This is a genomic window from Halobacteriovorax sp. HFRX-2_2, from assembly GCF_043196705.1.
GTDB lineage: Bacteria > Bdellovibrionota > Bacteriovoracia > Bacteriovoracales > Bacteriovoracaceae > Halobacteriovorax_A.
The window spans coordinates 35,663-58,812 of record NZ_JBEBMT010000002.1 but is presented as its reverse complement, the minus strand read 5'-3'; the positions used below and the strand labels follow the sequence as shown (position 1 = coordinate 58,812).

Below are 23,150 nucleotides of genomic sequence, written 5' to 3'. Positions count from 1 at the left end.
GGAAAATTCAAAGTTATAAAACCTCTCTATGATGAGAGGTTTTTTATTTCTATTTTTAATTACTTTTACCGCCCATGCGAAAATCAAATGGCATGATTGGCAACATCAAGAACTAAATGACTTGATTACGCCACTAACAACAATCGACTTAAATAACCGTGCATCCTGTGCAATCGATTCAAAGAAACCAACAACATCAATGTTTGTTTTCTTAAATAATACGATTCCGGCCAAAGCAGCATATCGCTTAGCAAATCGAACAGGTCAGGACAAAACAAAAGTGATTAAAGAATTAATTAGGGATTATCGAAATAAAGTAACTCGACTTCTTTATGAAATTCATCAAAAGCTAATTCATCAAGAACTCCCACTTCTCCCCTACCTAGATAGTGAAAACAATATTCCCGTCAAGTATCAAAAGATCTTAAAAGAGTGTTATGGCAAGCTAGAGTGTCCAAAACTCAATAATTACATGGATGCCCTCTGGACAAACTCTCATAAGTTAAAGCATCGACTATATGATAGCTTTGAAGACAGTAATTATATTCAGAAAAAATATGTCAAAGGAAATGAAACGTTTAAGTGCATTAGGATAAAAAAATTTGGTCCACTACAAGCAAATCTTTTCGGCCAAAAACCATCAGTTCAAGACCTTAACCGTATCGCACAAGAGTTATTAGATTTAGATGAAAGAGTATCTGATTGTCGCTTAGAAGATATCGACCAGATTGATAACCTACAAGTGTCTGGTTACCAGTTTGATATCGAGGGAATCAAAGAAAGATATTGGGAAAAAGAAGTTGGATTTGATTATTGGAACTCAATGAAACTCTATTTCGCTTGGGCAATGAGGAATTTGAAAGTTGAAAACTCTAAGTACGAACAAATCATTAGAAATTCGAATACCCAAGATTATATTCTCTTTTCTCCGAGTGGATGTAAGAGCGATATCATTCCTACTTGTAATAATAAGAGACTCGCAGAAAACTCATTTAGAGAATTCTCTCGCAAGAATTTTGAAAAGGATGCTCTAGAACTCGACATCTTAGCGCCTATTTCAGAGGGGGTTCAAAATGACCTTCTTAAAGATCCATTTGCCAGTGTCAATCAAGATATTCTCGATATCGCCTCGTATAACGATGCTGATAAGTGGATAGAGCATATATTCAAGAATCAGACTCAAACAAAGAACTACGTTAAAAATAAACTTATTGATTCATTAACTTTTTTCTCCCTCGTGAGAAATCGCCTTAGGCCAGAAGAAGTTAAAGAACAGCTCGCATTTTATTTTAGAAATCTAGATGGTAATACGATCAAAAATGATCTTTATTACTTATGTGCAGAAGCTTCTGTTATCTCGGATGATATCTTTAGTTTCACAAAGAAACATATTGAAGGCCTTAAAGGAACAGATCTCATCGATAACCTTGACCTTATTTTTTCAAAGAAGCCTTATGATGATGTTATCGATTATTATAAATCCCTAATGGATGAAACTCGTGCCTACTGTAAGAGTCTAGATCAAAAGAATATTTGGAATGATGAATTTGATATCGAATACGAAGGTTTTCATCAGTGGTATATCGATAAGACCAGAGCAGCAAAAACTTTTGAAACATTTCCAGAAAAGCACTACGAGAGTGATGCTCTCTCACAAGATTTTATAACGTATGAGAATGGAGACGTTATTTGTCGCTCAATAAGTCATTGCTTAAGAAAATCTATTATCAATATTATTGAAACTTCTCGTGCTAGCTACTATGGTGATCTCTTCTGGAAGGCGAAGTTCTCACAAGCTTCGGCAGACTTATTTAACCCATACGCAGATCGTGTCTCTTGCAAGGTATATGATCCTTACTTTAAGACAAAGCAAGTCATGACTCAATTTGTGTCAGATATTGGCCAGGGACTGATGAGTTTCTTCACACCAGGTGTTCTATATACAAGAGTGAGCTTAACACCTGGCTACGTCACTTCTTTTAATAAGATGATTAAAGATGGCCAAATTGAATTTAATAAAGACTATGAAAAATCAAAAGTTAACGTTGAACTAATTACTGAATTTGGGCCATTAATTGGAGTTCCTTGTGCCCTTTCAATTACAGGTAGTACTAAGAGTCCAACGAATTTATATCATTTCAGAGGCATCTCTGTTGGTGCTTGCTTTGATCGTAGCGGTGGTGACGTCATTGCCAATAGTGGCTCAGACGTGTCTTCACAAGACCCAACACGTAGAGCGGCATGTGCTGCATGTCGAATCAACTTTGAAGGTATTTCAAATACACTTACTTATTTTAATTCAAAACTTGGACCCTTCTTCTATGTAGCAAGAGCTTTATATAGCTTATACAAGGGCCTAACTGATTTTGATAATATCCCTAGAAGATGGGAGCTAGACTTAGAAAAACTTAAAACGACTTATCAACGCTTTGGTGAGATTCCTAAGAGGTGCCGTTCGACTCTTTTAAATGGAAACCACTGTTTAAGTAATCAAGATGAGAAACTAGCTATAGAGGCAGTTCTTGAGAAAAACTTAACAATATTCGCCTCAAAGAGAGTTGTAAATGGTTACAAATTTAAAGTCAGAGAATGTAAAAATGATTTAACTGTTAGGGTGGAGCAAAATTTTGCGAGGTTATTTTCATCATGCGAGCAATAATACTATTATTTTTCTTACCAATTATTAGTACTTATGCATTAAGTGTTAATATTATTTGGACACCAGATTTTACAAAAGAGCTACACCTAGAGTGTTCTAATATTGGCTGTCTTGATGGCCAAAGCTCAGACGTTATTGAAGAAGCTATTTGTGATGAATGTTTTTCTGATTCAGTTAACTCTACATTTATCTTCAATAATATAACAACCTATCTTCATCCAAATGAGTTGATAACTCTTGATGAATTTATCACTTACCTTTACACAGCAGATTTTATCTCAATCAACTACAACTCTCCCTATGATCTTGTCTCAAGTCGCTCGATGGAAATTAAGAAATTACTTTATAAAGATTTGTGCCCGAATAAGCACGATGCAATTATTTTTTTTAAAAGAGGATATGCTGATACATTTTCCTCTCCAGAGCTTATTTACTGCGGAGAGGAAATATATACTGCACAATTATTTTAGATCGTACCAGTTAACACCAAATGCAGGATCGACTTTTAGTGGAACTTTTAATTCGACGACGTTTTCCATGCCTTCTTTGACAAGAGTCTTCACTTCATCAAGCTCTGACTCAAGAACATCAAAGATAAGCTCATCGTGTACCTGAAGAATCATTTTAGACTTTAGTCCACGCTTCTTCATTTCTGCATCGATATTAATCATTGCACACTTGATGATATCAGCTGCAGTCCCTTGAATTGGCGAGTTAATTGCCATACGCTCAGCATTTGCTTTGACTGTGCGATTATTAGAATGAATATCTGGAAGGAACCTCTTTCTTCCATACATTGTAATTGAATAACCTGTTTTCTCAGCATCTTCCTTAAGTCCATCTAAGAAGCCTTTGATCTTTGAAAATCTCTCAAAGTATTTTTCAATATAGGCCTTAGCATCTTTTCTAGAGATTTTAAGGGCCGAAGCTAAACCGAATGAAGACTGTCCATACATAAGACCAAAGTTTACGGCCTTTGCCTTTGAACGCTCATCACTTGTAACTTCCTCAAGAGCAATGCCATTAATTTCACTTGCCGTTTGTGCGTGAATGTCCTTGTCTTCATTGAATGCCTTAATCATTGTTGGATCTTCACTGTAGTGAGCAAGGATTCTAAGTTCTACTTGAGAATAATCGGCAGCTAAAAGTAAGTTACCAGGTGTCGCTATAAATGCCTTTCTCACAAGTCGTCCTGTTTCAGAACGAATTGGAATATTTTGTAGGTTCGGATTCACACTTGAAAGTCGACCAGTTTGAGCAACGTGCTGATTAAAGCTTGTATGAACCTTGCCTGTTTTAGGATTTACGATTTCAGGAAGGGCCTTTACATATGTCGAAAGAATCTTTCCTAATTCACGATACTGAAGAATTAAACCTGGGACCTCATTAATATTTTTTGAATCAAGCTCTTCTAGTACAGAAGAATCCGTTGAGTAACCTGTTTTCGTTTTCTTAACAACAGGGAATGATAACTCATTAAATAAGAACTCCCCTACTTGTTTTGGAGAATTCAAGTTAATTGTGTCATTCATTGAATATGAATCAACTTTCTTTTGAATTTTATCTAAAGACTCTTGTAGATCTTTTGCCATTTCATAAAGGTATTCTTTATTTAAGTGCACACCTTCAAACTCCATTTCAGCTAAGATTGGAATAAGCTTATTGTCGATATCTTCATAAACACTAACGAGTTCTTTTTCCTTAAGCTCTTCTTTTAAATGATTTGCAAGCCTAAAGACTGCAATTGATCTTAGGCCCGAATAAGATGCCTTATCTTCACTCGTTTCAAGTGAGGTAATAAAAGGAGTCTTTTTATCAAGAGTCGTTACCTTTACATTTACATTAGATGCGATAACTTCAAGATTATGTCTCGTACTTGGGCTTACATTATAGTGGGCCAAAGTAACATCAAAATTCTTGGCCTTAAACTCTAGTCCACGTCGAAGTAAGTGAGAGTAGTCACGCTTTGAGTGTTCACTATACACTTCTATCGACTCATTACCCCAGATTAACTCTAGTAACTCTTTTTCATTAGAATCATTAACTTCGACAAAGTAAGAATTATTATCAAATGAAATACTTAAGCCTACAAGATTACGAGCATGAATATCTTCACTATCAAACTCTGTTTGGACTGCAAGGGCCATTTGATCTTTAATAATCGTCTTAAATTCCTCAAGAGTCGTAACCTTATGCTCAAATGGAGATGCTAGCTCTTCACCTTCCCCTTCCTCACCATTAGCAATAGAAAGTTGGTATTTAAGATCTTCCATTCTCTTAATCATTGAATTCATACCAAGGTCTTTTAGAAAAGTTAGAAGCTCCTCTGAAGGATAGAACTTAATCTCAGAATCTTCTGCCTTACATTCTAAATCAATATCTGTAACAATTTTAATTAGTTCTTTTGAGAGCTTTGCATCCTCAACATGTTCAGTGAAAGCAGTTGTTAATTTCTTACCTTTAAATGTATCTGAAACTTCAAAACACTTCTCAAGAGTTCCATGCTCCGCAAGTAACTTTGCAGCTCCCTTTGCACCAATACCACGCATTCCTGGAATATTATCCGAAGTGTCTCCCACCATTGATAAGTAATCAACGATTTGATCTGGGCGTACACCCATCTTTTCAAAGACACCTTTTTCGTCGTAAGTAACATCCTTCATCGTATCGAGCATCTTAATATTGTCACCAACAAATTGCATAAGGTCCTTATCACCTGAGGCAATTAGGATTTCATCAAAGTCATTTTTCCATTGAACAACAGTTGAGCCAATAATATCGTCGGCCTCATATGTTTCATTTGCAACATTGAGAAGACCCATCTTGTCGATAAGTTCTTTAATGAGTGCAAACTGAGGGACAAGTTCTTCAGGTGGCTCAGAACGATTGGCCTTATACTGATCATAAAGTTCATTTCTAAAAGATCCGCCCGAAGTATCGCGAGCAAGAAGCATATGAGTTGGCCTATAATTGGCCATAATTTTCAATAGCATTGAAAGCACACCATAAGTGGCGTTAACAGGTGTTCCGTCTGGCGCATTCATTGAACGAATTGCAAAAAATGCACGGAATATAAAGTTACTGACGTCGACGACGATTAATCTTTTCTTTGACATATAATCTCCAATTTATGCTATAAATCTAGCCAATTATGTTGAATCTGTTAATGATTAATGTGGAGAATCGATTATGGACAATGCACAAAAGATCGAAATTTATACTAGAGTAAAGCGAGATATCTTTGCTATTTGTGAAGGCGAAAGTAGCACAATTGCAAAAATGGCCACAATCTCTTGTGTTTTGAAACAGGCATTTTCCCATTATTACTGGTGCGGGTTCTACATGGTTGACCCAAATAAAGAACAAGAGCTTGTCGTTGGCCCATACCAAGGAACTCTTGGCTGTCTTCGCATCCCTTTTGGTAAGGGGGTTTGTGGAACTGCTGCTCAACTTCTTGAAACACAAATCGTTGAAGATGTTCATGCAATTGCCAACCACATCACTTGTGACCCAAAGAGTCAGTCAGAGATTGTTATTCCGGTTTTTGAAAATAAAAAATTAATTGCAGTTCTTGATGTTGATAGCGATTCACTTGCAAGCTTCAATGAAATTGATAAATCTAATTTAGAAGAGATTATCAATACTGTTTTTGCCTAAGCCTGAGTCCCCTGGTCTTCAAACCAATTTGTTTTACGCTTCTTAATTGCAAGCATTGTATCGTCATTTGCCATAACAGTAGTGTCGGCCATAACATCACCTAAGCGATGCCCCGAATCAAGCTTATAAAGGAGATATAGCTCTATCCCCACAATTGGAATTCCTACAATGACGGCCATAAACCAACCAGCTACAGGAATGATGGCAAATACTAATGGAATGATAAAAGGGAGATTTCTAATAAAGCTTTGCTTAAGTGAACAAGGTGTTCCATCAACTAAAGAAATTACTCTAAAGCCGATAAACTTCTTACCAACAGACTGTCCATTTTGAATTGAGTCAGCAAAAGTTAGATAGACGATCGAAAGAAGAATACCAATTGGATATAAGAATAGAGACAAGACGACGACAATAAAAAGGTCAATTGCCTTAGCGAGTATGCGTGAATAACGTGCAACCTTAATGGCCGACTTTAAAAGGTACTTTCTATCCATATAACTATCTTATCCTATGAATTTTATTAGAAAACAAGGCATTTTTTGCACCTAGTCCAAACAATAGATATTAACTAAAGAAATGCTTAACTTCTCTATCAGTCAATAGACTTTGATTAATAGCCAAAAATAGGATTTTAATATATAACTTTAGACTGAGACTAAATAGAGCACATACGCTCTGGAGGATAATTATATGAGTACTGTTGGTAAAACTGACGTAACAAATTTTGAATCTGATGTACTAAAAAGCGCGAAGCCAGTTCTAGTAGACTTCTGGGCAGAGTGGTGTGGACCTTGTAAAACACTTGGACCAGTACTTGACGAAGTAGCATCAGAAATTGGTGAAACTGCAACAATCTTAAAAGTGAACGTTGATGACAACGGAGAACTTGCTCAACAATACGGAATTAGAGGGATCCCAACAATGATCTTCTTTAAAGACGGTCAAGCAACGAAGACTCTAGTTGGTGTTCAAACAAAAGAAGAAATTAAGAAGTCTTTAGAAGAACTTATGTAATAAAAGCCTCTACGATAGAGGCTTTTCTTTTTTGAGAAGGAATTTATGTCTAATTTTATTTCCCACGCATTTAATCACGCACAAGAAACTCTAACAAAATTTATCGCTAACGAAGAAAACTTCGCCACTATGGAGAAAGCGATTAATGAAATGGTTACGGCCATAAAAGGTGGAGGACGTGTTATTAGTTGTGGAAATGGTGGTTCAATGTGCGATGCTATGCACTTCGCAGAAGAACTAACAGGACGTTTTCGTAAAGATCGCCCAGCAATGCCAGCTATTGCTATCGCCGACTCTTCTCATATCACATGTGTGGCCAACGACTATGGTTTTGAATATATCTTTTCAAAATATGTTGAGGCCCATGGACACAAAGGAGATGTCCTTCTTGCCATCTCAACTTCAGGTAATTCACCAAATTGTCTTGAGGCCGTAAAATCAGCTCATGAAAAAGGGATGAAAGTTGTCGGTCTTCTTGGAAAAGGCGGTGGAAAAATGAAGGATCTTGTGGACTTCCCTATCGTTATTGAAGCTGATCTTTCTGATCGAATTCAAGAAATGCATATTAAAATTATTCATACGTTCATAGAGGGAATTGAGCGCCAAGTTTTCCCTCAAAATTACTAAAGAATTACGAGAAAGAATCGGCAGTTTATTCCAAGTCTTTAAAATCAAGTGCTTGACGCGAATATGAGTTAAAATATTCTTAAGTTAGTACATAATTTTAAGGAGCTATAAATGGAAGGCACAGCTGTATCATCGGTAAACACGATCGCTGCTTTTTTTCAAAACGGTGGAATCTTCATGTGGATCATTCTCTTTATCTGGGCAGTAGGTCTAGCTATTGGATTAGAAAGATTCTTTAAACTAAGCTTTAAATTTGATGTTGATGGAGCTTCATTTATGAATGAACTTCGTCGCTATATTATGGCAAATGATGTTGAGGGTGCCTCACGTGTATGTTCAGGATCAAGCGCTGCCCTACCAAAGGTATTAAGAAGTGGACTTGAAAGAGCTTCTGCTAAACCAGAGCAAATTCAAAATGCAATCGATGCAACAGCTTTAGAAGTCATTCCAAAAGTAGAACTAAGACTTAACTACCTACAGCTAATTGCAAATATCTCAACACTATTTGGACTACTGGGAACGATCCAAGGTCTAATCGCTTCATTTGCGGCCGTTGCTGCTGCAGACCCTACGCAAAAAGCAGAGCTTCTTGCAAAAGGTATTTCACAAGCGATGAACACGACATTCCTAGGTCTACTAGTTGCTATCACAATTATGATCATTCACGCTTTCCTAAGTTCAAAGTCAGAGAAGATCATCAATGAGATCGATGAGTATTCAGTTAAGTTAATGGACATCTTAAATACAGAAGAAAGTAAGTAATTATGTATAGAAAGCCGAGTCGAAAATATAAGAATAAGAAAGTTGAGAGACTGAATCTAATTCCAATTTTAGATTCGGTCTTCATCTTTATCTTCTTTCTTTTAATGTCTGCAAACTTTGTGAGAATTTATGAGATTGGTTCTGATGTTCCTATCATTTCAAACTCAACTCCACCAAAGAAGCAAAAAGAAAGATTAGACCTAACTCTAAAGATTAACACGAGTAATATCACTCTTCACTCTGGACCAAATGAGAGACGTATTTTCACGGCCGGTAAAACAGCTGATGGTGAGTACGATCTATTCAAACTAAGAGAAAAGTTAATTGATCTTAAGAAGAGATATGTGGATGAAAAAGAAGTTATCTTTATCCCTAATGCAAATATCTCTTACGAAGAATTAATTAAGATTATGGATGCTGTTCGCGATATCAAGAAAACAGACCCAGAAGTTTGGACAAAGAGAGATGGACAGGACGTAAAAGTTCTTGAGCTATTTAACAATATTATTTTTGGCGATACGCAGTCGTAGAAATAAAGAATCAGGTTTATTATGAGAAATCGTTCAATTAGAAATAGAGGAATTAGAAGAAAGAAGGAACCATTTGATATTGATATCACTTCCCTTCTCGACATTCTTGTTATTCTTCTTGTATTCCTAATTCGAAGCTATGATACAACAGGTGTAATTCTTAATATTCCAAAAGATATTACAATCCCACACTCTGCTTCAAAGTCTATCAATGAGCAAGGTGTTGTTGTCCAGGTTTCGACAAAGATCGTTTGGGTTGATGATAAAGAAGTCCTTAATACTGAGACTTTCAAAGGACAACTCTACTCTCAAGGTGGGAAGCTTATTGTTCCACTTTATAATGAGCTCGTTGCTAAGAAGAAAGAAATTGATGATCTTGCAAAAATGACACCTAATGCGAAAAAGTTCTCGGGTATTGTGAATCTCGTCATTGATAAGTCGTTGAAGTATAACTATGTTAAGAAGCTTATGCACACTGCTGCTGAGGCAGGGTTTCAACAGTATAAATTCGTTGTTTTAGGACAAGAGTAGAATAAAAAAAGCTCCATTCGGAGCCTTTTTTATTCAAACTAGAAAAATCTCGTTAATGTAACGCCAAACTCATCATCCCCATCAAGGACGTACAGTCCGCGATTATCAGCTTTTGCATCATCTCCGATAGTCACTCCACGGAAATTTAACTTCATCTTCCAAGCATTGTTTAGGCGACGCTCATAACTTAAGTAGTATAGAGTCTCCCCTGCTCTTTCAAGGTCAATATAAAGACCTAGCATAAACTCATTAGAGTACGCGTCGTTTAGAGCTAGGCGATGACCAATAAAAAGATCATTTTGAAAGATTTGAGCTTGGCTTCTCTTATCCTTACCAACACCTAGAACACGTTGGTATTCAGTATAGAACCCTGAACTCCAGTTATTATCGTAATTATAAGTATACTCATGACCAATAGAAGCTAGTTGATAATTAAAGATCTCTCTTTGCCCACCAGTATAATCAATAATTGACACTGAATCATTTACGTTAAAGTCTGAATAAAGGTATTCAAATTTAAATGTTTGCTCACCCCAAAAATAAGTAGCAGCAGTACCATAATCAGCAACATCAAGATAATACGCATTGATATTTCCTGCTAAGAGATCCGGTACTGATGCAGCTGCAAAGATAGGTCTAGTACGATCGATATGATCCATTGCAAAGACAGTTAAGTCTAGATCACCAAACTGATGAGCATAGTAAACTGCGAATTGATCAAATTGATTATCTTCGTCTGAGTCCGTTATCTTATTACCTTTAACAACATTTTGTTTTTGAGGACTAAGGCCATCAAAGATTCTCATTTTAGAATCAGGATAGAAACCTTCTTTAAAATATGGCATATAGATAAACTTCATCGTCCCAATACTTGTGTAGTGACTTAGAACAACAGAAGTTTCACCAAGTTTTTCAAATCTCTCAATATTACCGTCGTTGATACGAGAATTGATAACATCCACAACATGATATGCTTCAAGACGTGACCACATAAACATATGCTGACCAACTGATGCCTGCCAATTCCCAAAACTACGGCCAATATTAAACTCATTGAAGTCAACATAGCTATTGTCTTGGTACTTCTCATCAGCACGGCCGATAAGAGAAAGATTATACTCCCATCCGCTCCAGTCACCTCTATCTTCTAGAGCAACTTTAACAAAGGCCAGTTCATTTGGTTGATCCTCTCCTAAAAGAGTTTGAGCATCATCAACATAACCTCTAAAGTTTAATGAAACCTCTCCTCTACCATCAGCTAGAGAGCTAAGACTTGATAGAGTAAGTGCACCTGTGATTAATCCGTATATTAGTGTTTTCAATTTACTTTAACTTCCTCTTAGTAAGATCATTCTCATTAACGGCCTTACCAATAACTCTATTCTTCCACTTAAAAATCGACTGCTTCTTATTGTTAAGATTTAGCATAAGAATTTTATTAGCACGCCACATCTTTCTCTTACCAACAGTGTAAGATTTGAAGTCATCCATTGTAGAAGTTTTTATATGTTCATTTCTTTTGTTGTAATACTCTGACTTAACTGGTGCTAAGTACTTTTGAGAAACATAAAGAACTACCTTAGAGTAAGAACTCTTTGCCTTTGCAACTCTTTCAAGTACCCAAACTTTTTGTCCTGCAACCTTGTCATCTTTTAGATATTTATAATTGTATTTTTCAATTGTTTGACCACCGATATCCTCAAACGAGAATTCAGAACCCATGAATGAGCTCCCCTTTGAGCGTGAATTGATTTTCTTAACTCTCTTTAAAGACGGAAGATAAAGCCATTGGTCATCATCTTTTTCATTTTTCCATGTCCAAGTAAGTAGCTTAGTTCCCTTAACATCTAATGGTTTTTTAAACTCCATTAAGCTCTTATCAACACCATCAAATTCCCCTGATGCCCCTAGCATTTCGCGGATAATTTCAACACCACTTGAATCAACTAGGACAAGCTCCATCGTTGACGTGTCACCAATATAACCCTTATTCGCTTGATCCATTTTCCTAGCAATCTCTAGGCCTTTATCATTAGCAAATACAGAAAGTGTTAATAACATTAATAAAAGTTTAACTATCTTCATTAGAAACCTCGTGTTTTTTCGGTATGTTTTCCCATCAGATAGTAGCATTCACAACACAATGATTGAACATTTACTCGTGATAATGACAATGGATTCATTAAATTATTGAAAATATGCCCCTTATTTTACAACAAGGGGCGTTAGCATTTTTTGATGAATTTAGTAAGCGCTTGAATTTAAGTTAAGTGGTACGTGAACACCAACTTCGGCCCCACCTTTTGGTCGTGGGAATTGAATCGTTTTTAAGTGATTTACAACACAATTTTTAACACTTGGCGGAACACCGCGGTCAGCTTTGGCAACACTTGCTTTTGTCACGTTACCTGAGGCACCGATAACAAATTCCATTCCAAGAACTCCCGAGATACCTTTTTGTTGTACATCAAGTTCTTTTTGGTAACAGTATCTAAACTGTGGAACGTTTTCCATAAGAATTCTCATGATATCATTTCGATCCATAGAACCTAAAATTACCTCACGATATGGTACACCTGCAATATAAACTTGTTTCTTCTGAACAAGTCCATCTGTTCCAAACGATGATGAAAGTTTTCCACTCGTCTTACTACTTAGTGATCCAACTTCTGCCTTAACATCTGCTTTTTGAACTTGTGCAGAATCTCCAGTTGATAATGCAGAGTTATCATCTGCAAAACTTTCACTTGCACCAGAGCCTGCTTTAAAAGAATTTAGAGCACCACCTTTGGCCATAAGAGAGTTCATTGAAGATGTAAAAGATGTTGATTTGTAGACATCAACTTTCCCGCGACTTTTTCTATTTGTCGCCAATTTCTTCACTGTTGTTTTCTTATTTGTTGTACGTGCAGGCTTAGATGCTTTCTTTTTCTTTTGCCTAACAACTTGTTTATCATTTGGCTTCCCTTGTCTTGCCTTCCCTTTTTTAGGAGTGGACGTAGACTTTTGTCTTGGATCACCCTTGCTCTTTGTCACCTTCTTTGGCTTCTCAACATTAGAGACGGCCTGCTTAATTGGTGCTTTCTTTTCAACTTTCTTTTTAACTTCATTTTTAACAACATTCTTCTTCTTAGTGACACGAAGCTGTTTTGGTCGATAAAGAATTTTTGCGATTCTTTCAGGAACCTTCTCTTTTTCGATTTCTTTATCAACTTTAAAATTCAGCATTCCAGCTGCAAAAACGATAAAGAAAAGAAGACAGAAAATAAGATATTTTCTTAATTCTTTATCACGTCTAAAGATCGGAGCCGTTTTAACGATTGGAGGAGCTTCAGTTCCTCTAATGAAAACCTTTAAGTTATCCTTTTCAAAAATATGGATATCATCACGACGAAGTGAGCTTTTAGCGTTTTTATTATTTAAGAATGTACGATGTTCAAATCCAGGAATAGTTCCAACTGCAACATCATTCTTTCTAATATCGAGAAGTTCAACTTTATCTTTCTTACCTAGGTATGGGAATTCGATATCATTCCCACGAGCATTTGAACCAACTAAATAGAACTTCCCATCTTTGTGAGGAATATAATCTAATGAAACGATTTTCCCATTAAATAGAATAATGACTTCAGCTGCTTCTTTATCAATACTATATTTAAAGATAGGATAAATCTCATCTGGTTCTTCAAATATATACTCAGAGAATTTCACATTATCATCAATACTTAGAGGATAATTTACTTGATACTCTTCATCTTTTTTTATTCTCTCATCATTAAACTTAGGTTGCTTTGGTAAATTCTTCACAACCTCTTGTGGATGAATTAGTTGCTGTGGTGGGAGTTGAGCAGTTGAATCAAAAGTGAATGAGTAATTACCAATTGTAATAGACTCCCCACCCTTAAGTTCAGTTGTAACAATTTCTTCACCATTAACTAATACTGGTTTTGAAGAAGACATACTATAGATTGATACCTTGTCAGCAAATTCAATTAGACAATGAATATCATCAATCCCAGCACCTCTCATACGCACATCACAAGAGTCACTTGCTCCTAAAATAATACGATTCTTCTGAGGTAGACGAATATCTTTTTTACCTTTTAAATAAAATGATCTTCCTTGATCCACTTCTACTCCCTAGCGTATACGATCCAAACCTTTCATCATTTCAAGATGAAAATTTGGTTTTGAAGGTAATTTATTTTTAAATTGACGAAGGTAGCGACTCGACACAGTGATCTCGCCTGGCGCTCCAAGTTCTCCATCAACACTAATCTCTTCAAGATTAAATTGTTCAAACTTCTTATATTTATAAACTACTTTTTCCTTAACAGACTTCTGTCCATAAGCATGAGTAGCAAATAGTAATAAAATGGCAGACATTAATACTTTCATCATTACATCTTCCTAACTTGTTGATAGAAGGCCTTATCCTTAGCATTCATATCAGTACTATCTAAATCACTTTGTATTGTAATTGCATGTTCACTCTTTAATTGCTTCAAAGAGTAGTAAAGAGCAATTTTAAGACTTGGAATATCAATATAATCCGAATTCATTTCCTTAAGAATTGTATAAGCATACTTTGGTTTAGCATCAAATAAATATGAATATACTAATGAGTTAATAACATCACGATCATTCTTATTCACTGAATATAGACGCTTAAGTAGTGAAATCGACTTTGAATACAGTCCATATCTAATGTAGATATTGGCCAGATTAAACATTGCCGTCTTATTATTCTTTTTTAGAATCAGAACTTGCTTAAAGGCAGCAATGGCCTTCGCATCCTTATCTTCGTCTACATAGACGACACCAATATTATTAATTGCTGGAATATACTTATCGTCTAAAGCAACCGCTTTATTAAAGTACACTTTTGCAAGTCTCTTATTGCCAGACTTATAAGAACAGATACCTTGTTGATTCCAATACGATGGATTGGCCTTGTACTTCTCATACATTTGATCAAGTTGAGCTAGTCCTTCTTTCGTATTTCCCATATAGCAAAGACCAACTAGTCCCGTTTTCTTAGAATCGATTTCTTCTAGTTTATCTAACTTAACCTTGTCCAGAGACTCATCTTCTAGAACATCATCAACTAAGTCATTAATTAAATGATAATCAGCTTCTGCATTATAGCGAATCTGACTCTTTGGTTTAAAATCAGCATTTGTTAGGTTTTCGATCTGCTCACCATCTTCTAGTTGCTGAGTTGTCCCCTTCTTCGAAGAAGCACAAGAAACCATTAGTAGCATTGAAAGAATAGCTAAATACTTCATTAACGATTCCCCCTCTTATCCATTAAGACAGGCCCTGTCATCGTTGGAAGACCCAGGCCTTGTCGAGACAACGTCCCAAAATTTTGCGTTAGAACGTCGTTCTTATTAATTAGGTTATCTAATTCTCTTTTTAACTGACGTGACTTGGTTGCGAGGTTTGCTGAAACATTGGCCATACTTGCCTTAAAAGACTTCACATATTCAGCAGACTTACCTGTAGGTGAGAAAGTACCTACATCAGATGAGAATTGATCAAAAGAGTTAATTAAAAGAGAGTAACTCTTAACCATTGCCTCACCAGAACCCATTGCTACGATTTCTGCGACCTGTCCTTGAATACGATCTAAGCGATTAAACTTTAACTTCATCGTGTTGTTAAACTTACTTTCTGGAAAACTAAGTGAGATAGAATTAAAGTTATTAACTTCATTTTCTAACTTATCAACTTCCATCAGTGCGACTTCATCAATTGTTTCAATTGCTAGACTCTTCTTCTTTTTCACCTTACGGTAGATATAGCTTAGCTCTCCTGCATAACGTGAGTTATTCTTCTGCGATCTCGAAAGCTTCGAAAGTTTCCCTACATACTCCGACTTTTTGTATAGACTCTTTGTATAAGCACTTAAACGTTGGCGATATATCGTATCGGCCTTACTAAGTAATTTAAAATCAATATAGTAATCAAAGATTTGCTCATATGATGCTAACAAAGTTGAATTCTTGAATCGACACTTAGATTGTTCATCAACAAAGCTAACAGCAGCACTATCTTTTCGAGTAGCAAGTCCCATGACGATATAGTTCTTAAGCAGGCCTTCTTTATTCTTATCTCTAATCGAACATGTTTTCGATAATAACTTCTGAGTTAGGCCCATACCAGCATCAACTCTTTGTCTTAAAAACAATTCACTAATAATGCTATTAAATGATTCGTAGAACTTCGTAATTTCAGAAACAAGCATTTCATCAATTGCACGATCTAACCATTTAGACATAAGATCCACATTACCTGATTCATAGAATAAAACCGCAATATTATAAGCAGCATTTCTTTTGGCCTCAGCAGTACTCTCTTTATCTTTATAGATAAACAAGTAACCTTTTAATGCCGTTACCTTATCACCCTTTTGGTTCGCCTTTTGAATATCTGAGAATTGAGCAACAAGAATAATTTTATTTAAATGAGTAATAAAGCCTCTTCTAAGAGGGATCCCTGTTGACTTTAATTCACCAACAAAGCCCATAAGCTCTGATTTATTCTTTTGAGACTTATGTAGATCAACAATTCGGCCAATCATTGCCTCATTCTTTGAAATTGCTCTTGGATTTTCCTTGGCATAAACAAAGAATAAGTTCTGCGCCTTCTTCGCGTCTTTTTGTTCATCGACATAATAAGAGAATAGTTTTTCAACGGCCTTATTCTTTTTTACCTTTGAGTCCTCATGCTTAATATATGTTGAAAAAACTTTTTCAAAGTACTTTGATCTAATTGATGCAGATGTTTTCTTATCATTTAGTACGACAATCATACCTGCCAGAGAGCGTTTAAAGTATACATTATCCGTCTTATCCGAAGAAATAACCTTGTCATACATAAAGAGTGCTTGCTTATACTCAGCTGCTGCATAGTAAGACTCACCTGCGTAGAAGAGAGCTCTCTCACTTAAGCTAGGGTCAACTTCCTGAGAAATGAAGTAGAGTTCTGCTGCAATACGCCCTTTAAACCTCATAACTTTTGGACGTTTTTTATTATGTGACATCCCTAATTCTTTTTGAAGATGAGCTGCCCTCTTTGTTACATAAAAAAGTGCTTCTTTTCTTTGTTCGGGATTCAGTTTTGTTTTAGTAATTGTTCGAGCGAAAACAAGAAAGTTCTTGTTATTATTATACTTATCGTAAATTTGTAGAAGTTGAACTAAAGACTTCGCCTTATATTCTTCATTCTTTCCATTAAAGGCAGACTTAAACATGCCAGCGGCTTGTGAGTACTTTTGTTTATCAAGAAGAAACATTCCCATATCATAGAAGTTTTTCTCAGGTGTGCCTTTCTCATTCTGGTAAAACTGAAGAGCTCTTTTTGTGTCGCCTTTATCAGCATAGAAATAACCGACATCACGTCCGGCCATATCTTTCTTATCAATATACTTTGGACTCTTAGATAGGCTGTGAACTTCTTTCATCTGCTTAATCGCAGTATTCTTCTTTCCAACTCTGAAGTTTGACCAAGCTAGGTTGTATAAGTACTTTGTATACCATTTATCATCTTTAATTTTATAGATGACAGTATCGTAGTATCTCTTAGACTTATTAAAGTCCCCTTCTCGATAGTAGATATCACCTAGTGCAAGACGAGACTTTACACCAATTAGGTCATTCTTTGGCGCCGATTTAACGGACTTAACAAATAATGACTTTGCGCGATCCATTTGAACATTTTCAAGTTCATTATAGGCAAGGATATAGTAGATATGTGAGCGGGCCTTTGCATTTGGTCTCTTTTTTAAGATTGCAAGACCAATTTGTTGCGCACGATTATAGTATGAGCTAGATTCAGCAAAGAACTTCTTGCGATCAATACGCTTCTTATCCTTAATGTCTAAATTGAAGAAGTTTTCATTCTCTTGTTCACGAATGATACGCCCTTTTTCTAAGTTTAGCTCGGCCATACGTAAATCGAGCATTGTATCATTTTTTGAATATCGTTTCATACGTACAAGCTCTTTAAGCTCCATATCGATTACTGAAACAATACGATCTCTTTTGGTATTAAGTTTGATACCAAAAGAATTAAAACTTATTAGAGTTGCAAATAATAAAACCTTAATCATTTCTGACACTCCGATCGAAGAGCAAATACATAATCACCTAATTCATCGGCCCAAAACTCACCATTGAATGACCAAAAGTATTGTTTTGAGTTTCTCTTAAGGTACTTAATGTCACCCCTTGCACCCGTATCTGTAATTCCACTATATAAACGCGCTTTTCTTGCATTTAAAGCTTCGAGTCTTAAGTAACTCAAACCAACAAATGATTTTTCTAACTGAGCAGAAGTTAACTTAAAAACCTTCTTTACATATGACCCGATAAGCTTCTGCTGTAAAAACAGTGAATCTTTTAGGTTGATTGCAAGAATCTTTCTCAGTCTTCTATTTCTAACTTTTTTAATTGATTTAATTTCTCTCAGTCCATCTTTATAACTCTTATAAAGCTGGATGAATGCTGGATCTTTTCTTACGTTCTCAAGAAGTTTATTCGTTAATGAATCGTAATACTTCTTTCCATCAACATAACTATTGATAAATTTGAAGTACCACTCAAGTGAGTGTTTCTTAGCAAGCATCTTATCAATAACTTGCTTAGACTTATCAAATTCTTTGTAATGATCATCAATGATATTGGACATATCATCATAAAGACATAATTTATAATAACTAAGCGCTTTTAAAACATTAATCTCAGGATTTACAACGTAACTAAGAACAGGAGCTTTGTATGTTACAAGCTTACCAAGAGTCCTGTTATAGTCTCCTTTGTAATAACTATTCCAAGCCTCTTCAATTAGTAACTCAGGCCATATATATGATCTTTTATCAATATCAATAAAGGCAAGTTCTGAAGCTTCTAGATTTCTTTGCTCATACTTTACTCGAGCGATACCGGCCAAGCAGTAGTCTTGATTAATTTGTAGTTGCCTTGCACGAACTTCATCATTACTACTTGTAGATTGATCAATACAATTTTCAAATGCACCAACTGCTGCTTTAAAACTTCTTAGCATCGTAAACGCTACACCTTCAAGGTGTAAGGCAAATGGTTTAACCGGGTGGGCCGATGGGATTGTTCCATTTAATGTTTGTAATGCTTCTTTATACTTTCTTCTCTTAAGTTGTTTTTTTGCAAGTAAGTACTTTAGTGTTGGGGAATCAATATTCTTAAGATAGCTCTCCGGTAACAGAATAAACTGTCTATCCCCTACCTTTGATACAACTTGCTCAAAAAGATATTCGAAATTCTTATTCGTTCTTCCTTTGTATGTAACCAAGTACTCTTTCACATAAGGTACTGCTGTGTGATACATCTCTTTATCAATTAATTGCTTAATGATATTTGGATAACGAGTAATACGATTCTTTGATTTCGTTAAATCAGTCCATATTGACTCAAGAGCGTAAGCCTGACCCAATATTAGAAATGTTATAAGCGCTTTCTTAAACACAATAGCTTCCTTTATAAGTCAAACTGAACAGCGAAAGTAAGATCAATATTTGAATATAGTTGATCACTCTCTGAACCAGATTCCCTCGCAGGTGCTGCTTGATATAGGATTCCGTTTATATCTGCTCTAATACTCCAAGATTGATTAATATAGAATTTAGTTGAAACATCCCACATTAGTCCTGTGTGAGACTCGTCAATCGTTAGACCAGGGTTTGGAGATCCGGCCCTAACCTCTGGACCGTTATTTGTTTCGTTAAGTTTTGCGAAACCTAGACCAAAGATCCAATCGACATATAAAATAGTGTTGAATGTATTAATTTTAGAATAGAAAGGTGCCCAAGTTGCCATAACACCAATATAGTCATTTACAATTCTTCTAAATGGAATGGAACCACTTCCTCCACCGTTACTATTTCTAACTGAAGCGGCCGTATCATTTTCTTCACCTGAATTTGAAGAATAGATAAATTCGGCACCAAGTTCTTCACTATAAAAATAACCAGCTCTTAACTGCATTGAAGTTGAGTCAACGAATGCACCAGAAAGGGTCTTACCAAAGCCCCCACTCACAAAGAAGCGTTGCTGTTTTTTGAACTTACGATTTTGAAGTACGTAAATTTCTTTATCTTTATCTAGCCATGAAAAATTGTAGAGATCACTTTCTGCTGCGAAAGTTTTAATCGTCATAAAAGTTAAAAATAATACAAAGATCATCCTAATCATTTTAGCGTCCTGCCTTTCAAATAGTTGGATTTACAGAGATTATTTTAACATAAGATGTTAACTACAATTTAAGTCGCTTATTGGTGGCATAAATTTCCATACGTGCATGATGAACAGTGTGGAATCCTTTTTCCGACTAAGTCAGTAAGGTTTCGCCATGTCGCAAATAAGTCAGCTTCAAGGCCGGCCACTGAAACTTCTTCCTCGATCACACGTTTTTGATCGAGAGCGAGAACCTTTAACTTAATTTTTTCAGTAACTTGCTCACCAACTAATACCAGACCAAGCGCATATGTCTTTAATTGGAAGAAGTATGATCGTAACTTATCATCATCAATTAAACCTGACTTAAAGTCCCAAATTTCTATTACCTGACCATTTTGATAAAGGAGTCCGTCAATAATTCCAGTGATCATCTGGCCAAAGAAAGAGAATTTAATTTGGTGTTCACTTAAAATTTTATCGTGGGATGATTTTTTAATCTCATCACCTACCCAACCGACAATTTCAACCTCATCAGTATTATTGAATTTTAAATCTCGTCCTTTAATTAAATTTTCCACAAGAAAGTGAAGTCGGTTTCCACGATCAACATCTGAAATACCTTGAATATGTGGTAGCTCAATTTCTTTTTCTTTTGCAAACTCTTTGAGATCATCCTCTAATTTTAAAACCTGATTTAAGTAGAATTTTCTAGAGCAAAGAGCTAGTTCTGATAATTTAGTAACTGAAAGCTCAGAAATTAGACCGATATCCACTTTGTTTTCAATATTCTTAACTCCTAAAGGATCCATAAAGTAAATTGGTGGTCGCGTTGCTTCAGCAACTTTATATTCTAACTCAAAGCTATCAAGAGAAACTGCCTTCATTTGATAATTTCTAAGTGGGACAATCCAACTATTATCCGAATGCTTAACATCATCACCATTAATACTAATATCGAAATATTCAATATTTTCGACGGCCCTTGTACAGGCAACGTAGAAGAGTCTTTTCGATTCAGAGAACTCTTTTTGCTTCTTTATTAACTTCTCTAAAATCAGATTAGGTGATGAATTCAACTTTTTACTATTGATATCAGCACTCCAAGACAATGCTCCAGGTAGTGCACCAAACTTTGATTTATCCACAACAGTACGTCCATTTGTGTGAATACCACCTAAGATGATCGTATCGAATTCTAATCCCTTAGAAGCGTGTGTCGTCATAATTCTCACTTTCGGTTGAGAAAGATAAGAAAAGCTCGCACTGTAAGAGTCCTTCTCTAGAGATTTAAGAATTTTATATATTTGATCAATATCACCCTTTGCTCCTCCAATAATTCCATTTATTTTTTCGGAGTTATTCTTGTAAGCAGAGCTTGATAGACCTAGGTCAAAAACAAATGACCAAAATGCATATTCAATATTACTATTGAGATAAGTATCTTTCATCTTTATTAAATTTGATACATCTACACTTTTGTATGATTCATAGTAGTGGCTACAAACACCTTCAATAATAAAATTATAGTATCGAGCTATTGCCTGAAGCCTCTTTTCGTCAGCACCTTCTTTAACACCTTCAATTAAGAAATTCACAAAGGCCTTAAAAATAATAACAAGAGGATCTTCACCATATGGAATTTTAACTTGGGCCACAAATGGGATTGAAGCCGACATAAGATTAGAGATCAGCTGCTTTGAGGGGGCAAGAGTACGATACAAAATACATATCTCTTCACTAGGATTCTCACTCTGCTTTTGTTTAATTAGCTCACAAATTGCTGCAGCTTCAATATTGTCATATACAGTGGAAGACTTCTTTTCTAATTCAAGCTCTAAATTTACCTTGTGACCTTTTACAGTTCCAAGCCCTGCTTCTTTTACATCTGGAAAGTTTTGATAATCCACTTTTACACTATACTGATCATGACCTTGATACTTTTCCCCTAGGCCAAAAATCGTTTCAAAGAACTGGTTATTAAAATTTACAACAGCTTCTTCAGATCGATAGTTATTAGACATATAAAGATTTTGAGGAATAACTTTTTCAGTTTGATTAAAAACAGCAATTTCCCCACCTCTAAATCCATAGATGGCCTGCTTTCTATCTCCAACACACATTAAGCGATTAAAATTTTCACCAATAACATGTTTAATAATTTGATACTGGCCTGGAGAGGTATCCTGATACTCGTCGACAATAATATAATCAAAGTTTTCTTGGCATAGCCTACGTGACTCTTCGCTCTCTTCTAATGACTTAAGTGTTAAGTATTCAATATCCGAAAAATCAATACCAGGATAATTATAATAATGCTCTTCAATATAATTAAATAACTCTTTATATAGAGTTAGCCACTCACGATATATTTCTTTATTTTCAAAGAAAGCATCGTAGTTTTCAGATTCCTTATCATAGAACTTCAATAGAGAGTTACATTGATCAATAAGCTCTCCAACCTCTAAAGGTATTCCCTTCGATTTTCGAGGTTTGTTAGACTTATAGATTTCACAAAAACGTTTTATATTTTCCCAGCTATAATTTTTAGACAAGAAAAAAGATTCAGACGCACTAAGGTGTTTCCACCAAGCTTTCTTGCTATGTTCATCAGAGTATGTATCGCTTGAATAGTGATTACTGAAGACTTCGTTACAACCAAGTAAACCTAATATATTATCGAAATACTCACTCTCATTGAACGAGACATCATTCACATCGATACTAGACCATTCATACCTTAACTCAGGACTAGCGAAAACAAATTGCATCGAACTGATTAGGGCATCGATATTCTTTAAGAAAATCTCAATCTTTTGTTCTTTCAAGTTACGAGCGAACCATTGTTTGGTTAGTTCTTCAATTTTCACATTAATTTTGAAACGATCAACAATATCAAGATTTGCAGGTGCACCAAAAATATAACCACGTTTAATTAACTTTAAACAAAAACTGTGAATAGTTGAAATTCCAAGAGACTCTAGTGCTTCATCAATTATTTTCTTCTTTGTGATATCGTCTACATTTGAAAAACGATCAAACATACGAGACTGTAACTCTCCGGCCGCTTCTTTTGTAAACGTCATCACCACTATTTTAGAAAGGTATGACTTAAGTTGACCTAGAATATCAGTATTACCTGCTTCAAAAAGAGCG

At 35.6% G+C, this 23,150-nt stretch carries 19 protein-coding genes; 8 read left to right on the top strand and 11 right to left on the bottom strand.

Annotated features, from left to right (window positions below):
- Positions 1-28: 28 nt before the first annotated feature.
- Positions 29-2,659, top strand: a complete 2,631-nt coding sequence (locus ABMA79_RS05435; protein WP_393090922.1) for a hypothetical protein — start codon at positions 29-31, stop codon at positions 2,657-2,659.
- Positions 2,647-3,129: a hypothetical protein gene (locus ABMA79_RS05430; RefSeq protein WP_393090919.1), complete on the top strand. Its 483-nt coding sequence runs from the start codon at positions 2,647-2,649 to the stop codon at positions 3,127-3,129. Before ABMA79_RS05435 ends, ABMA79_RS05430 begins: the two co-directional genes overlap by 13 nt.
- Here the strand turns inward: ABMA79_RS05430 and polA are convergent.
- Positions 3,121-5,775 (bottom strand): DNA polymerase I, encoded by a 2,655-nt coding sequence (gene polA, locus ABMA79_RS05425; protein ID WP_393090916.1) that lies wholly within the window; start codon positions 5,773-5,775, stop codon positions 3,121-3,123. The two genes, ABMA79_RS05430 and polA, sit on opposite strands and share 9 nt — an antisense overlap.
- A 73-nt stretch (positions 5,776-5,848) precedes the next feature.
- On the opposite strand from polA, the gene ABMA79_RS05420 reads away from it, so the two are divergent.
- On the top strand, positions 5,849-6,316 hold the full coding sequence (locus ABMA79_RS05420; RefSeq protein WP_393090913.1) for a GAF domain-containing protein: 468 nt from the start codon (positions 5,849-5,851) through the stop codon (positions 6,314-6,316).
- Here the strand turns inward: ABMA79_RS05420 and ABMA79_RS05415 are convergent.
- Positions 6,313-6,810 carry an RDD family protein gene (locus ABMA79_RS05415; RefSeq protein WP_392858109.1) on the bottom strand — a complete coding sequence of 166 codons (498 nt, stop codon included), beginning with the start codon at positions 6,808-6,810 and terminating at the stop codon, positions 6,313-6,315. The genes ABMA79_RS05420 and ABMA79_RS05415 overlap by 4 nt on opposite strands.
- A gap of 196 nt (positions 6,811-7,006) precedes the next feature.
- Here ABMA79_RS05415 and trxA point away from each other — a divergent pair, with 196 nt between their 5' ends.
- From trxA to ABMA79_RS05390, 5 genes are all read left to right on the top strand, one after another.
- Positions 7,007-7,330, top strand: coding sequence for a thioredoxin (gene trxA, locus ABMA79_RS05410; protein ID WP_103217620.1), 324 nt, complete (start codon positions 7,007-7,009; stop codon positions 7,328-7,330).
- 45 nt (positions 7,331-7,375) lie between these two features.
- Positions 7,376-7,957: a D-sedoheptulose 7-phosphate isomerase gene (gmhA, locus tag ABMA79_RS05405; RefSeq protein WP_392858107.1), complete on the top strand. Its 582-nt coding sequence runs from the start codon at positions 7,376-7,378 to the stop codon at positions 7,955-7,957.
- Positions 7,958-8,068: 111 nt separating this feature from the next.
- A complete protein-coding gene (locus ABMA79_RS05400; protein WP_021268125.1) occupies positions 8,069-8,719 on the top strand; it encodes a MotA/TolQ/ExbB proton channel family protein in 651 nt (216 codons plus the stop codon).
- Positions 8,720-8,721: 2 nt separating this feature from the next.
- A complete protein-coding gene (locus ABMA79_RS05395; RefSeq protein WP_392858104.1) occupies positions 8,722-9,249 on the top strand; it encodes an ExbD/TolR family protein in 528 nt (175 codons plus the stop codon).
- Positions 9,250-9,270: 21 nt separating this feature from the next.
- Positions 9,271-9,780, top strand: coding sequence for a biopolymer transporter ExbD (locus ABMA79_RS05390; protein WP_021268040.1), 510 nt, complete (start codon positions 9,271-9,273; stop codon positions 9,778-9,780).
- Positions 9,781-9,818: 38 nt separating this feature from the next.
- Here ABMA79_RS05390 and ABMA79_RS05385 read toward each other — a convergent pair whose 3' ends face one another.
- The 9 genes from ABMA79_RS05385 to ABMA79_RS05345 form a co-directional block, all read right to left on the bottom strand.
- Positions 9,819-11,102 carry a hypothetical protein gene (locus ABMA79_RS05385; RefSeq protein WP_392858102.1) on the bottom strand — a complete coding sequence of 428 codons (1,284 nt, stop codon included), beginning with the start codon at positions 11,100-11,102 and terminating at the stop codon, positions 9,819-9,821.
- Between the two features lies 1 nt (position 11,103).
- Positions 11,104-11,865 carry an outer membrane lipoprotein-sorting protein gene (locus tag ABMA79_RS05380; RefSeq protein ID WP_392858100.1) on the bottom strand — a complete coding sequence of 254 codons (762 nt, stop codon included), beginning with the start codon at positions 11,863-11,865 and terminating at the stop codon, positions 11,104-11,106.
- Positions 11,866-12,024: 159 nt separating this feature from the next.
- On the bottom strand, positions 12,025-13,911 hold the full coding sequence (locus ABMA79_RS05375; protein ID WP_393057130.1) for an AgmX/PglI C-terminal domain-containing protein: 1,887 nt from the start codon (positions 13,909-13,911) through the stop codon (positions 12,025-12,027).
- A 9-nt stretch (positions 13,912-13,920) separates the two neighbouring features.
- Positions 13,921-14,181, bottom strand: a complete 261-nt coding sequence (locus ABMA79_RS05370) for a hypothetical protein (RefSeq protein ID WP_392858094.1) — start codon at positions 14,179-14,181, stop codon at positions 13,921-13,923.
- A complete protein-coding gene (locus ABMA79_RS05365) occupies positions 14,181-15,068 on the bottom strand; it encodes a tetratricopeptide repeat protein (RefSeq protein WP_393057128.1) in 888 nt (295 codons plus the stop codon). The genes ABMA79_RS05370 and ABMA79_RS05365 overlap by 1 nt, the downstream gene beginning before the upstream one ends.
- Positions 15,068-17,896, bottom strand: coding sequence for a hypothetical protein (locus ABMA79_RS05360; RefSeq protein WP_393090910.1), 2,829 nt, complete (start codon positions 17,894-17,896; stop codon positions 15,068-15,070). Before ABMA79_RS05360 ends, ABMA79_RS05365 begins: the two co-directional genes overlap by 1 nt.
- Positions 17,893-19,287: a hypothetical protein gene (locus ABMA79_RS05355; RefSeq protein WP_393090908.1), complete on the bottom strand. Its 1,395-nt coding sequence runs from the start codon at positions 19,285-19,287 to the stop codon at positions 17,893-17,895. The genes ABMA79_RS05360 and ABMA79_RS05355 overlap by 4 nt, the downstream gene beginning before the upstream one ends.
- An 11-nt stretch (positions 19,288-19,298) precedes the next feature.
- Entirely contained in the window at positions 19,299-20,012 is a 714-nt protein-coding gene (locus tag ABMA79_RS05350) for an outer membrane beta-barrel domain-containing protein (protein WP_393090906.1), read from the bottom strand.
- A gap of 77 nt (positions 20,013-20,089) precedes the next feature.
- Positions 20,090-23,150 (bottom strand): UvrD-helicase domain-containing protein (locus ABMA79_RS05345; RefSeq protein WP_393090903.1); only part of this gene is annotated, 3,061 nt, incomplete at its 5' end.

Excerpts from the sequence above, each read along its gene's own strand:
- ABMA79_RS05435 (WP_393090922.1), top strand. The coding sequence starts at position 29 with ATGATGAGAGGTTTTTTATTTCTATTTTTAATTACTTTTACCGCCCAT.
- ABMA79_RS05430 (WP_393090919.1), top strand. The coding sequence starts at position 2,647 with ATGCGAGCAATAATACTATTATTTTTCTTACCAATTATTAGTACTTAT.
- polA (WP_393090916.1), bottom strand. The coding sequence starts at position 5,775 with ATGTCAAAGAAAAGATTAATCGTCGTCGACGTCAGTAACTTTATATTC.
- ABMA79_RS05420 (WP_393090913.1), top strand. The coding sequence starts at position 5,849 with ATGGACAATGCACAAAAGATCGAAATTTATACTAGAGTAAAGCGAGAT.
- ABMA79_RS05415 (WP_392858109.1), bottom strand. The coding sequence starts at position 6,810 with ATGGATAGAAAGTACCTTTTAAAGTCGGCCATTAAGGTTGCACGTTAT.
- trxA (WP_103217620.1), top strand. The coding sequence starts at position 7,007 with ATGAGTACTGTTGGTAAAACTGACGTAACAAATTTTGAATCTGATGTA.
- gmhA (WP_392858107.1), top strand. The coding sequence starts at position 7,376 with ATGTCTAATTTTATTTCCCACGCATTTAATCACGCACAAGAAACTCTA.
- ABMA79_RS05400 (WP_021268125.1), top strand. The coding sequence starts at position 8,069 with ATGGAAGGCACAGCTGTATCATCGGTAAACACGATCGCTGCTTTTTTT.
- ABMA79_RS05395 (WP_392858104.1), top strand. The coding sequence starts at position 8,722 with ATGTATAGAAAGCCGAGTCGAAAATATAAGAATAAGAAAGTTGAGAGA.
- ABMA79_RS05390 (WP_021268040.1), top strand. The coding sequence starts at position 9,271 with ATGAGAAATCGTTCAATTAGAAATAGAGGAATTAGAAGAAAGAAGGAA.
- ABMA79_RS05380 (WP_392858100.1), bottom strand. The coding sequence starts at position 11,865 with ATGAAGATAGTTAAACTTTTATTAATGTTATTAACACTTTCTGTATTT.
- ABMA79_RS05370 (WP_392858094.1), bottom strand. The coding sequence starts at position 14,181 with ATGATGAAAGTATTAATGTCTGCCATTTTATTACTATTTGCTACTCAT.
- ABMA79_RS05365 (WP_393057128.1), bottom strand. The coding sequence starts at position 15,068 with ATGAAGTATTTAGCTATTCTTTCAATGCTACTAATGGTTTCTTGTGCT.
- ABMA79_RS05360 (WP_393090910.1), bottom strand. The coding sequence starts at position 17,896 with ATGATTAAGGTTTTATTATTTGCAACTCTAATAAGTTTTAATTCTTTT.
- ABMA79_RS05350 (WP_393090906.1), bottom strand. The coding sequence starts at position 20,012 with ATGATTAGGATGATCTTTGTATTATTTTTAACTTTTATGACGATTAAA.